This window comes from Niallia endozanthoxylica, assembly GCF_008710145.1.
Taxonomy (GTDB): domain Bacteria; phylum Bacillota; class Bacilli; order Bacillales; family Cytobacillaceae; genus Bacillus_BD; species Bacillus_BD endozanthoxylica.
In genome coordinates, this window is the sequence record NZ_VYKL01000028.1 from 74,808 (window position 1) to 87,793 (window position 12,986).

The 12,986-nt window shown below is 38.1% G+C and carries 12 protein-coding genes and 2 pseudogenes; 2 read left to right on the forward strand and 12 right to left on the reverse strand.

Annotated features, from left to right (window positions below):
* Positions 1 to 141: 141 nt before the first annotated feature.
* Positions 142 to 411 carry a 2Fe-2S iron-sulfur cluster-binding protein gene (locus F4V44_RS18225; RefSeq protein WP_150441454.1) on the forward strand — a complete coding sequence of 90 codons (270 nt, stop codon included), beginning with the start codon at positions 142 to 144 and terminating at the stop codon, positions 409 to 411.
* A gap of 109 nt (positions 412 to 520) precedes the next feature.
* Here F4V44_RS18225 and F4V44_RS18230 read toward each other — a convergent pair whose 3' ends face one another.
* Positions 521 to 1,858, reverse strand: coding sequence for a phenylacetate--CoA ligase family protein (locus F4V44_RS18230; RefSeq protein WP_150441455.1), 1,338 nt, complete (start codon positions 1,856 to 1,858; stop codon positions 521 to 523).
* 467 nt (positions 1,859 to 2,325) lie between these two features.
* Here F4V44_RS18230 and F4V44_RS18235 point away from each other — a divergent pair, with 467 nt between their 5' ends.
* Positions 2,326 to 4,113, forward strand: coding sequence for an adenine deaminase C-terminal domain-containing protein (locus F4V44_RS18235; RefSeq protein WP_150441456.1), 1,788 nt, complete (start codon positions 2,326 to 2,328; stop codon positions 4,111 to 4,113).
* Between the two features lie 299 nt (positions 4,114 to 4,412).
* On the opposite strand, the gene F4V44_RS18240 is transcribed toward F4V44_RS18235, so the two are convergent.
* From F4V44_RS18240 to F4V44_RS18290, 11 genes and pseudogenes are all read right to left on the reverse strand, one after another.
* Positions 4,413 to 5,399, reverse strand: a complete 987-nt coding sequence (locus F4V44_RS18240) for an NAD(P)H-dependent flavin oxidoreductase (RefSeq protein ID WP_150441457.1) — start codon at positions 5,397 to 5,399, stop codon at positions 4,413 to 4,415.
* Between the two features lie 55 nt (positions 5,400 to 5,454).
* Positions 5,455 to 6,336: an EamA family transporter gene (locus tag F4V44_RS18245; RefSeq protein ID WP_150441512.1), complete on the reverse strand. Its 882-nt coding sequence runs from the start codon at positions 6,334 to 6,336 to the stop codon at positions 5,455 to 5,457.
* 99 nt (positions 6,337 to 6,435) lie between these two features.
* On the reverse strand, positions 6,436 to 6,882 hold the full coding sequence (locus tag F4V44_RS18250; protein ID WP_150441458.1) for a GNAT family N-acetyltransferase: 447 nt from the start codon (positions 6,880 to 6,882) through the stop codon (positions 6,436 to 6,438).
* Positions 6,883 to 7,160: 278 nt separating this feature from the next.
* Entirely contained in the window at positions 7,161 to 7,667 is a 507-nt protein-coding gene (locus tag F4V44_RS28300) for a CBO0543 family protein (RefSeq protein WP_317978344.1), read from the reverse strand.
* Positions 7,668 to 8,006: 339 nt separating this feature from the next.
* On the reverse strand, positions 8,007 to 8,420 hold the full coding sequence (locus tag F4V44_RS18260) for a DUF3231 family protein (protein ID WP_223881953.1): 414 nt from the start codon (positions 8,418 to 8,420) through the stop codon (positions 8,007 to 8,009).
* 133 nt (positions 8,421 to 8,553) lie between these two features.
* Positions 8,554 to 9,684 (reverse strand): GerMN domain-containing protein, encoded by a 1,131-nt coding sequence (locus F4V44_RS18265; RefSeq protein ID WP_150441460.1) that lies wholly within the window; start codon positions 9,682 to 9,684, stop codon positions 8,554 to 8,556.
* Positions 9,685 to 9,892: 208 nt separating this feature from the next.
* Complete coding sequence (locus tag F4V44_RS18270; protein ID WP_150441461.1) at positions 9,893 to 10,843, reverse strand: exonuclease domain-containing protein; 951 nt, start codon at positions 10,841 to 10,843, stop codon at positions 9,893 to 9,895.
* Between the two features lie 116 nt (positions 10,844 to 10,959).
* Positions 10,960 to 11,364 (reverse strand): arsenate reductase (thioredoxin), encoded by a 405-nt coding sequence (gene arsC / locus F4V44_RS18275; RefSeq protein WP_150441462.1) that lies wholly within the window; start codon positions 11,362 to 11,364, stop codon positions 10,960 to 10,962.
* Positions 11,365 to 11,385: 21 nt separating this feature from the next.
* Positions 11,386 to 12,161, reverse strand: a pseudogene (gene arsB / locus F4V44_RS18280) (ACR3 family arsenite efflux transporter); the annotation flags it as partial.
* A gap of 166 nt (positions 12,162 to 12,327) precedes the next feature.
* Positions 12,328 to 12,606: pseudogene (locus F4V44_RS18285) on the reverse strand (phosphocarrier protein HPr).
* A gap of 23 nt (positions 12,607 to 12,629) precedes the next feature.
* On the reverse strand, positions 12,630 to 12,830 hold the full coding sequence (locus tag F4V44_RS18290; protein WP_150441463.1) for a cold-shock protein: 201 nt from the start codon (positions 12,828 to 12,830) through the stop codon (positions 12,630 to 12,632).
* Positions 12,831 to 12,986 lie beyond the last annotated feature (156 nt).

Sequence of the window (12,986 nt, forward strand, 5' to 3'; positions counted from 1 at the left end):
GACAAGTACCCTATCTTCCAACCTATGGAGCCGGAATATTTCCTGTGGTTCTCTATCATAGAAATATAGTAAACTAGATTTAACTATCAAGTTGTGGTTCATGGTTCCAAACATTTAAAATATAGAAAGAAGTTAAGAGAAATGTTTAAAATCACTTTAAAAAATGAAAGCTTCTATTGTCCTGATACCATGTCAGTGGTTGAGGTTGCTAAAATACAAGGAATCAAAGTCCCTCATGGCTGTATTGGCGGAGGCTGCGGAATATGTAAAATGAGAATAACCAAAGGGGAGTATAAATTAAATGATTGGGCAGCTAAGGCTCTATCAGAGGAGGAAAAAAAGAATGGACAGGTTTTCCTCTGTCAGACCTATCCTTTAAGTGACCTGCAACTCGATTACATTACGAAATAATGGAAGCATAGGAAAGAAACCTAGAGAAAAAACAAGGACCGTTTTAGTGTTTCATTAGGTGAAACACTAAATCGGTCCCCCCCTTACCCATTGTTTTAAGTTTTCACTTCTATACTTGTTCCTTCATATATAAATCCTCTGTATACTTTGCTTTCATTTCAAAGCGCGGCAAGGATCCTTCTGGTACTAACTGCACATCAGCAGTAAAGAATAACTTCGCACGTATGACCGATTCAATTTCCTTTTTCAAGGCGGCTTTTTCTTGTTGAGCTAAATGATTTGAGCATTCCATCTTAATGGGAAGAGGCGGTTCTGCTAATGGTGGCTTTTCCTTCAACACGATTTGAAACTCACCACTGGTTTTTGGTCTAAAACGATTGACCACATCTTTAATGGCTGTTGGAAACACATTGACTCCGCGAATAATGAGCATATCATCTGTCCTTCCGATGCAGCGTAACCGGAAGCTGTTCCTCCCGCATGGACATGGAGTCATATCCACTTGAACTAAATCCCTTGTTCGGAAACGGACAAGCGGTACACATTCCCGATCGATCGCTGTATAGACGAGTTCACCTTCCATATGATCACTCTTAGGCACTACTTCGCCCGTTTCAGGATTGATGATTTCACAAATGACATAGTCTGAACCAATGAAATGCATGCCGTTTTGTTCAGGACATTCACTGAATACTACCGGAGCCATATCTGCATTTCCCATCGCCTCGAGTACTTTACAGCCCCAATCCTGTTCGATCTTTTTGCGGACTTCCGGCAGACCTCCTCCAGGTTCACCACCGACACACATTAATGTAAGACCTAGTTCTGATGGTTCCATGTTATAATTTTCCCGTACAAATTCAGCTAAATACGATGCATAGGATGGTGTACAATATAATGTATCTGCATGGAAGTCTGTAATACTTTGAACGACGCGATCTGAAGCACCTGTTCCAACCGGAATAAATGTAGCTCCTAATCTTTCAATGCCGTCTTTCATGGAACTGCCGACAAAAAAGGAAAGACCCATGGCGAAAACTACGATGCTGTCTTTTCGAATGCCATGTGTATAGCACACACGCGCAAGCATTTCAGTCCAAACATCATAATCATGTCTTGTAATCCCTACATAGGTTGGACGACCTGTTGTTCCTGATGAGGAGTGAATACGAATAATATCCTCTAATCCTACCACTGCGTGAGTCCCTAGCGGAGGAAGTGTATGTTGACTTTCTCTGATTTCATCCTTATATGTAAATGGCAGCTTCGCTAGATCGGATAATTCCTTTATATCGCTTCTTTGAATCCCAGCCTCAGCATATTTCTTTTGATAAAATATCGAATGATTGAAAATATAGTCTAACTGCTTTTGCAGTTTATGCGCTTGAATTTCCTCTACATGGGATTGCGGCTCCATGAATTCTTCTTTTTGTTTTTCAGAAATCATTTTCTCTCTCCTCCTTTTCTGTAATCCCTTACATTAATTAAATAATAACAGAAAATTATGTCAAATAGAAAACTATAATTCTTCTATTTGACAATTTTCACTATTTTTTTAAAAATATTCAGTCGATTTTTCCGATATCTCATTGAGATGATTTGTATTAGCCGATTCTGAATCGATTGACCTTAAAGAAACGGATAAACATTGAAATCCCATCCCACTTGATAGTTTCAAATATTCTACCCGTTGGCAGCATATTGAAATCACTTTATTACAGCAAACTTTAAGAAACTGCCTTATTATTAGGTCCTTGAAGCGTAATTACATTCAACACATTCAAGTTCATCCACCTAACTATTAGAGGAAGATTCTATTTGAACTTTTTGAAAATTCCCACCATTATTGATATATTATATTAACAATCGACAATAACATATAAAACATAATGATTAAGGGTAGGAGAAACTGAAATGAAATTAAAAGCTGCAAGAAATGAATTAATTGAAGTGGCCCAAGGGCTTCGGACTGCTGATGTATATATTAAAGGCGGCACCGTGATTAATGTGTACTCTGGGGAATTCTTGAGTCATAATATAGCAATCTATAAGGATTCCATTGCTTATGTAGGGGAAGATGAGGCATCGATTGGCCCTGAAACAAAGATAATTGATGCCCATGGGATGTTTGTGTCTCCAGGATTTATTGAACCTCACGCCCATCCATGGGTGTTTTATAATCCAGTGAGCCAGACCGAAAAAGTCTTGCCCCTTGGTACAACGACAACCGTAAATGATAATTTATTTTTTTATTTAAAAATGGGAGCTAAAGGGTTTAAGGAAATGCTTTTCGATTTAAAAGAACTTCCCGGTAATTTTCTATGGCTCATTCGCTTAATTTCACAGGCCGATTATCCAGGTGAAAGAGATTGGTTTAATCAAAAGGATGTACAAGAACTTCTCCAATTAGATGAAGTTGCAGGGACCGCGGAAGTCACTCGTTGGCCATTATTATATCATGGTGATCCTTTTTTACTCGATACAGTCGAAGTTACGAAGAAAATGGGCAAAGTAGTGGATGGCCATAATGCAGGCTGTTCGTATGAGAAATTGAATTCTATTGCAGCATCCGGAGTAAGTGCTTGCCATGAAGCCATTACAACGCAGGAAGCACTGAACCGACTAAGACTAGGACTATGGACAACCCTTCGAAATAGTTCATTACGACCTGATCTTTCAGAGATTATTAAACTCATTACAGAAGGGAGTGTTAACACAAATCGAATTTTAATGACAACGGATGGCCCGCATCCTGGTTTTATTGAAAAAGAAGGATTTGTAGATGGACTTGTAAGGCAAGCTGTAGAACTCGGTGTACCGGCTATGACTGCTCTTCAGATGGTTACTCTTAACGCAGCAACTTATTTGCGTTTGGATGACTATATTGGCGGAATCGCTCCTGGAAAACGAGCTGATATTTTATTGCTGCCAAACCTGGTTGATTTCCGTCCTTCAATGGTTATTGCAGGCGGAGAGATTGTTGCTGAAAAGGGTGAATTGAAAGTTTCATTGCCTCCTATTCGTTGGGATAAATATCGCGTGAGTGAACCTTTTGCCTTTCCGAAATCCGTACTTGAAAGACCAGAGTTATATGCTTATCCGCATGCTAATTCAAAAGAACCTGTACCGGTTATATATTTCCGCAGCAACGTCATCACACAAAGGAAAAATATGGAAATTCCTTCTATTAATGGATATGCCGATCTATCTGAGCAAGAAGGCCTCGTTTATACTGCTTTAATTGACAGAGAGGGGCAGTGGGTGACAAGAGGAATGATGGAGAGATTTGCGGTCCATTTAGATGGCATGGCCTCCACCTATAATACAACGGCAGAATTGCTCGTCGTTGGAAGAAAACCAGAAGCAATGGCAAAAGCAGCAGCTCGTGTTCATGAAATGGGAGGAGGCATTGTCATTGTAGACGGAGATTCTATTATTTTGGAAATCCCCTTGCCCTTATTAGGAATGATGATTCCCGATTCATCTTTTAAAGTGGCTGTGGACTTTCATGACAAGCTATTGTCAGCTGTTCAGGAACGCGGTTTTCCTTTCCATGATATCCTGTATACGCTACTATTCTTAACATGTGACTTCTTACCAGGATTACGCATCATTCCTTATGGATTATATGATGTTAAAACAGATGAAATTGTTCTACCTGCCACTTCTCTGCCAATGTTTGCAGAAAATAAGGGAAAATAAAGAACAATCATCATTCCCGCTTCCCTCCAAAACCAACTAATTAAGGGTGAAGCGATATAAATTTTGAGCTAATTTATATCACTTCACCCTCAAATACTTTTTTGTTGAAATCATAAAGAAGGATTGCAACGCTTATTCGCGAAAATCATTTGAGGAGAATGCGCTCCATTCACAGATAGAATGAATTCCTAATTTCTTAGGATTCTTTTCATTCCAAAATCTCCTTTTCAGTTAATCCAGTCATTTCAATGATTTTATGAATGGTCGTCCTAGCTTTTATCATATTTTTGGCAACCAATTTAATGCCTTCTGCTATTCCTTCCGCCTTCACTACGTGGGATTAAACGATCCCTTGCGTCCATATATTCCGTAAATAGCTTATCAACAAATTCTGCTGCACTTGTTACCTCTTTTATCACACCAATGCCTTGTCCGCTTCCCCAAATATCCTTCCAAGGCTTAATGGACTTTTCTCCAAAATGCATCTGTGATGGATTACCTTCCGGAAGATTGTCGGGATCCAATCCCGCTGCTGCAATCGATGGTTTCAAGTAATTTCCATGAACACCGGTGAACAGACTGGTATAAACAATATCATCGGATGTACTGTCAATAATGGCTTGCTTATATTCTTCAGATGCACGCGCTTCATGTGTGGCAATAAACGGAGAGCCAATATAGGCAAAATCAGCTCCCATCGCTTGGGCAGCAAGGACAGCAGCTCCCGTGGCAATCGATCCAGACAAAGCAAGCGGACCATCGAACCATTGGCGGATTTCTTGAACCAAAGCAAAGGGACTCTTCATCCCAGCATGGCCGCCTGCACCTGCCGCAACAGCTATTAAGCCATCTGCGCCTTTGTCTATTGCCTTGTGGGCAAACGTGTTATTAATGATGTCATGCAGAACCATTCCTCCGTAGCTATGTGCTGCGTCGAATATTTCTTTGCGGGCACCTAAGGATGAAATAATAATTGGCACTTTATACTTTACACACAATTCCATGTCGTGCTCCAACCGATCATTGGACTTGTGAACAATTTGATTGATGGCAAATGGTGCAGCTGGACAATCTGGATTTTTTGCGTTATAAGCGGCAAGCTCTTCTGTTATCTCTGCCAGCCATTCATCTAAGAGGCTTGCGGGCCTAGCATTCAGCGCAGGCATCGCTCCAACAATCCCTGCCTTGCATTGCTCAATCACTAATTTAGGATTACTAATGATAAATAACGGTGCTCCGATTACAGGAATACGCAAATTCTCAAGGTTTGATGGAATTTTTGACATAGACTGTTCCTCCATTCAATTCATAGCAAATTTTTTAGATTTAGAATATCCCTCACTATTGAACCATCCTAGTCTCTTTTTTGCTTATCGATTTTTTAGGGAACCCTAATAAGATTCCAATTCCTAGTATTAAGAGAATGATTCCAAACCATGAAGTAGTCGTTAAGGATTCGCCCAATAGAAAAACGCCTAGTAATGCAGCGGTTAATGGTTCGGCTAATGAAAGCGTAACGGCCGTTGATGAAGAAACATGGACAAGTCCTTTGGCAAAAAGAAGATAGGCTATCCCGGTTGCCATAATGCCAAGTTGAAGACTTACACCCACCCCTCGAAAGCTCATGATCCAAGACATGTCAAAAACAAATAAAAATGGAGATAGCCAAATGGCACTGAGGGTAAAAACGACTGCTACTACTGATAAGGACGAATGTTTTTCAACCAAAGTTCTACTTATAAAAGTATAGCTGGCAAAGGATAACCCAGCCCCAAGAGCCATTACGATTCCTATTGGGTTTACTAATACTTCTTTATTAACAAAGATTAATAGACAACCTGCTATTGATAGGAAAGTAGAGTTCCACCAAATTTTAGGCGGACGAACCTTTACATACATCCATTCTATAATTCCCGAGAAGATAGGTGCACTCCCAATAGCTACGACTGTCCCAATGGCTACTCCTGTAATGGAAACCGCTGAGAAGAATAAAGGGTTATACAAAGCCATACATAAAGAAGCCATAATCGTTGTCTTGATTGGCCAACCTCGTAAGTTGAATTTCCCTATTACGAGTAAAATCAATAATAAAAATAAACCTCCAACCGCTAAGCGGGTAGCCCCAATAGCAATCGGATGTGCACCCGCTGGCGCAAGCGCCTGAGTGGTACCAGTGGTCCCCCAAAGGATTGCAGCAAACAATACGAAACAAGCAGGTAACATTCCCTTCACTTGATTCACCTCCATTTGTATAGATTATTAACTACTATTTCACATCTCCCTAAAATCAACGCACCCAATCGTTGACTAAACATTTAAAGGCTATTCAGCTAAATCTAAATCATAATGATAAAATTGAGAGTCCCTTTTATATCCATTTTTCTCATATAATCTTTGAGCCGCATAGTTATCTGGTGCTGTTTCCAAACTAATACTTTTAGCACCTGTTTCAATAGCAAAATCTTTTGCTTTATGTAAGAGCATGTTTCCTATTCCTTGGTTTCTAGTTTCTGTATCTACATATAAGTCATTTAAAACCCATGCCCTTTTCATGGAAATGGATGAAAATGTGGGATAAAGTTGAGTAAACCCTAAATACTCTTGTTTATCTTTAACAACAAATATAATAGAATCCTTGTTTTCTAAACGATTTTTTATGTAAGTCTTGGCACCTTCTAAATCTGATGTTTGTTGATAAAACATGCGATAGCCATTAAATAAATGGGATATTCCCTCTAAATCTTCAATGGTAGCTTGATATATTTTCAATTGAATTCCTCTCCTCATTAGATTATATTTTATTAGTTTATCAGAGATTGTTGAAAAGAACATCTGGCAGCAGTAGAATGTCCCCGATTAGCAGGTTAGTATAGCAGGCAAAAGGCATCCCGAATACATCTATTCAGGATGCCTTTTGTCCTATTTTCACCTGTTATTACAAAGATTTTTTATATTATACATTTAATCTCACAAACCACACTTCACATCAATAAAAAAAGGCTTTACTGCGGCTGGCGTAAAGTCCCATTTACTCAAAACAGAATGATTCAATTTCTCTGAAAACCCATATGATCTATCTTCCTTATTATACCAATAATAGATCTTGTAAATAATGATTTCAACATGAGACTGAAGAAAGTATGGTACCACTTCCACTTTCTACTCCATACAATATAATCCGTTCTTCTCTCTGCCCAAAGTTCAATAAAAAATGAAGGCAGGAGCAAGAGAAAAAGTTTGTAAATCATTTGAAGAACGTTGTCCTTATAGGTCCATTGATTATAAAGAACGGTAAAAGTAGGATATAAAAAATAATCGAATAATATATTTGTATCGAATATTTTGGAAAATAATCGAACTGGATATCTTATGATTTTATTCTTCGCTAAAATTCTATCTATCATACCGTTTGTAACCGCATTGAATAAATAGACTATAATCCAATCTTTTATTGGCCGTTTTCTTAATATTATTGGAATGATAATCACCGAATTGATCAAGAATATCATTTGTAATAATCTTAACTGAGTTTTATTTCTCTTCATCAAAAGCATCCCTTTTTCTTTTAGAATGCTCAATAGAAAGAATATCTATGTGTGATATGAAGTAAAATATAGAGTGTATGGTTCTTTATATGTAAATAAGCCATCAGGATGTTTTCATTTCCATTAATAAGGGGGATGATTACAAAGTTTAAACACAAAATATAAAGAAGGTAAACACAGGAGTGTGCTTACCTTTGGTTACACTATAGAAGTAAAATAGTTATGAAGCACTCGCTTCTTCATCGTTCATCCCTTTAGACTTCATCCCTTTTTGATAATTTGAGCCCGGTCTTCCATTTATGGCGGTTCCTCAAACCATCCGTTCTTAATCTTTATTTCAATTCCTTCCTAGGCGTAGAAATAAACATCTTTTTCCAGCAAAAGAGTTTTCATCGATAAGTCATTTCTTAAGCTAAAGAACCCGCCTGTTCCAGAGCCAATAAGGCCAAAGCCATTGAGGATATAAAGCAGAATCCAGTCCTCGTTTAGTACGGCCTTTGCCTCCTCAAACCTGCCTAACATGGATAAGGCAATCCCCATGTTTAGATTAGCCATGTTATTTACTATAATTTCCCAGATAATTAGGATAAAACCATGTAGGTACTTACCTAAAAACATGTGTCCAAAGCCCGGAAAAGTAAACGACCACCAGCCTGCAACCCAGGGAATACGAGGATATACTGAGTTGACCCCGAATGCGGATACCCGCCCTTTGGGATAACGAGGATGTATGTCAGCTGACTGGAACTTCTGACGTGGCATAGATTATCTTCCCATTTGATTCTTCACTTCACATAAAAAATCGCTTATTTATTCATTCGTTCACCATTTTATGTATTAAGAAAAATGACAGGCACCATCCAAATGATGGCGCCTGTCGTACGCTGTTACTTTACTATTTTATTTCAACAGTCTCTTCCATAGGAGTTACAGTTAAAAATTCTCCTTTATTCAATGAAATATGTCCAGATTCATAGAGTTCATTATCAACGGTAAGATATACTTTTTCCACGCCATAATAATGACCAAACGTACTGACGATACTTTGAAGGATCATCATTTCAAGACCTCCTCCAGCGGACAGTTCTGTTAAAAAGGCTTTATTTATATCAATATATAGATTGTTATCTTGATTTAAATATAAACTAGTTATTTTTGTATTCTTCGTCAATACCGTATTTAGTAAATCCGGCACATTTTCTTTATAAGCCTTTTCTAATACCATTTTAGTTATATCATTGGTATGAAAAGAAATTTCTATATTTTTATAATATAATCGATCATCATCAATATTAGGATAAAAAAATCGAATACTTTGAACGAGCGGAACGTTTTTTTCTATTTTACTTAAAGAAGAACGGACCTCCGTCCCATTTGATTGAAATAATGTTTGAACTAAACTAATCCCTTTGACATAATAGTCAAGCGTTTTCCCATCAGGACCTTCTGTACTTACCTCAATCGCCTGATATTTCCCAGACGGTGTGGTTACGTCAGCTGAAAGATTGGTAATCGTTCTAACTCTTGAATCCTTTAACTTCCAAGATGTCCCTTCCTTTAATGGTTCCATTAATAGAACTTCCTCTTCACTGCTTTTGGAGCTTAATAGATTTTCCCTGTAATATGCTTCTCCTCTTGAATACGTATGGATTAGTTTCCCATCCTTTATTTCAATGATACGGGCTAACACCGTACCGCCATTATCGACTCTTTGCTGTACTTTCTGCTCAGCAGTATAATCGTTATAAACATCAAAAGAAGCATATTCATTTCCCGTCCCTTCATACACATAGTGAACATTTTCTTCTATAGGATAATATTCTTCGATTGTGATTGATTCGGTTTCAGATTCATTCTGTGTTTCTTGTTGTTCATTTTCATTATCTTTACTTTCTTCGTTTCCCTTCTGCTCCTCCTGTACAGGATTCAATCCATTGTTAGTAGGAGAATCATTTCCACGATCAACGGTGCATCCAGATAACAACAAAACAAGTGCTAATAAACTAGTTAATAGATATTTGTTCATCCAACCCCTCCTCTTCTAATGAATATTCCATCATCATTCATTTTAAAACATTCGATCATTTAAAGGTTGTTATTTAGTACGATTTTAACTCTATCTCAATTATAATCTTTATTTATACATTATGTTAGAAAATTTCGACTTTCAAAAAACAGCAAGGCGGCAGATACCATCCAACATGGAGATAGCATCTGCCGCCTATAATGATTGGTCATGATTTGATTAAATCTAGGAACTCAGTTTCTCTAATCACTTTGATGTCATTTCCCTGTTCCATTAGGGCATAGGCTTTTTTCTCTTTTGTGCTCAAGCCCTCTTTGCCTACTAGAGTTAAATCCTGCTGCCCTACGACTAAATAATGTGTTTTTCCGCTTACACCGCTTTTTACTAGCCCGCCCAAGTCCACTACCTTTTGCATCGCAGCTTTTCGATCAATCGTCTCTAAATCCCCGGTAAACACCACATTTTTCCCAAATAGAATATGATCCTCATTATAGTTTTCAACAGAGGAAGTTATTTCAGAAATGGCGATTCGATTTTTAAACTTGTTCTCTTTAGTCTGCTTCGTTTTATTTTTGAAGTAGATTTGGGGTTTTAGCTCTGAGAACATTTTCACTGGGATGCTTCTGTATACCTTGCAATAGGACTGCAATGATTTTTTCCGCTTCAATTCTACACTTGCAATGACAAGCTTGGCACAGGAAACGGCATCTGCAAGGGCATTGTGATGGTCGTTCAATTGGATATCAAAATGAGCAAGCCGATCCTTTAATGAATTTCCGACTTTTTCTCCGCTGCATGCTTTCGCACTAATCGGAATGCTGCAAATATATGGAAATTCCGGTATCTCCAGCGAATAGGCAGTCAAACAGGCGTGCAGCACACTCATGTCAAATTGGGCGTTATGTGCGACAATCGGGACATCATGAAAATAATCCTTGATTTCTTCCCAAATTTCATTAAATTTCTTCGCATGCATCACATCTTGGGCTGTTAATCCATGCACCTTTACCGTTTCCTCTTCGAAATGAAGTGTCGGAGGCTGTATTAAAAAATATTTTTCATCGATAATTTGATTATCCTCAACAAAAGCCATCCCTAAAGAACAGGCACTATTTAAGTGATTATTCGCTATTTCAAAATCAATTGCAATGAAATCCATCATCATTCCCCCAATCCGATATGCTCTAATTGATTCTTTTATCTATTATATACGATTCAGAATCAATTCTCTTACAAAAAACATAGAGTAGGAATGACTAAGAAAAGACGCGCTTGTTATTTCCCTGTTTCCTTAAATCTCTTAATCCTGTCACCAATTTCATCGTGAACACGCTGAAATTCAGACCACTCTTTTCCAGCTGGATCATCAAATCCCCAGTGTTCACGTTTCACATGTGAGGGTGTGATTGGGCATTTATCCGCAGCATCTCCACATAAGGTAACCACCAAATCCGCGTTATTTAAAATTTCCAGATCAATCCTATCTGATGTTTGATTGGAAATATCAATACCAACTTCTTTCATCGCCTTTACTGCATTCGGGTTTAATCCATGCGCTTCGATTCCAGCACTGTAGACGCTCCACTCATCACCTAAATATTTTTTTGCCCACCCTTCAGCCATTTGACTTCTGCAAGAGTTTCCCGTACATAAGAAATAGATTGATTTTTTGTGCGACATAGGTAGTTCCTCCTCATTTCATTATTGTATTGTTGTGCGAAAATATTTCCTTTCCCATCGTAAAGCTACACCAACAAGAGCGATTAGGACAGGAACCTCCACTAACGGACCAATAACAGCTGCAAAAGCTTCACCGCTGTTAATTCCAAATACCGCAACCGCTACGGCAATCGCTAATTCAAAGTTGTTACTTGCAGCTGTAAAGGAATGTGCTGCTGTTACCGGATAAGACGCACCTGCTTTGCGAGAAGCAAAAAAGGATACGGCAAACATGATTAAGAAATAGATTAACAACGGAATGGCAAAGCAATCATTTGATCTCCTTTTAATGAGAACATCATCACAATCGTAAATAATAAAGCGATTAGTGTAAGCGGAGAGATTTTAGGTAAAAACTTCCCCTCATACCATTCCTTCCCTTTCACCATTAACCCGATAAAGCGTGTCAACATACCTGCTGCAAATGGTAGGCCTAAATAAATAAGTACACTCTTTGCAATTTCCCACATCGAGATAGAAACAGATAAATTTTCTAATCCAAATACACCAGGAAGGACATTTAAGAAGAAATAAGCAAAAACGGAATAGAATAAAATCTGGAATACAGAGTTAAATGCCACTAATCCTGCAACATATTCACGATCCCCGCGGGCCAAATCATTCCAAACAATCACCATGGCAATACAACGGGCAAGCCCAATCATAATTAAACCAGCCATATACTCTGGCTTATCCTGTAAAAAGATAATGGCTAAAAAGAACATTAAAACGGGACCAAGCAGCCAGTTTTGAAATAAATAATCATTAACATTCCAAAGTTCATTGTAAAGTTACCATGAGGTGAACCATTCGTTTCACAAACAAAAAAGTCTCCTTAATAAAGAAGACTTTTGATAAATTCAATAGTAAGAAGCCGAGATAGGTAAATGTTCGAAGCACCTTTACTCTACAAAAAAGCGATTGTTAGCCGGCAAGGCCTTCTTTTTTCATGAGCTCATCGATTGCGGCCATGGCTGCTGATTCGTCCTCACCGTTTGCAGTAATTTTCACACATACTCCTTGTACAACTCTAAGTGACATAATGCCCATAATCGATTTTAAATTTACTTATTTTCCGTTATATTCAGTTGTTAATTCTGACTGAAACTGTGATACTGAGCTAACCAATATGGTAGCAGGACGAGCATGCAATCCAAGTACAGGTAAAGAAAATTTAAGCAAATAAAAAACAGACCCCTTCATTTAGGGTCTGCCACCTGATATTATTAAGCTTTTTGAACGTTTGTAGCTTGTGAGCCACGTTGACCTTGTTCAATTTCAAAAGTTACACTTTGACCTTCGTCTAAAGATTTGAAACCTTCGCCTTGGATTGCTGAGAAATGTACGAATACGTCTTCTCCTGCTTCACGCTCGATGAATCCAAAACCTTTTTCTGCATTAAACCACTTTACTTTACCTTGTTCCATAATTGTTGCCTCCTCGTGTGGATCTCCACACATTGTGTTACTACCCTTGCTCAAATACTTTAGACGAAAAACAAAATAAATTCTCAATCTGAAAAAGAACAAAAATAATTCTTCCTAAGAATAACAGACATATCATGAAATAGCAAATGGAATAAC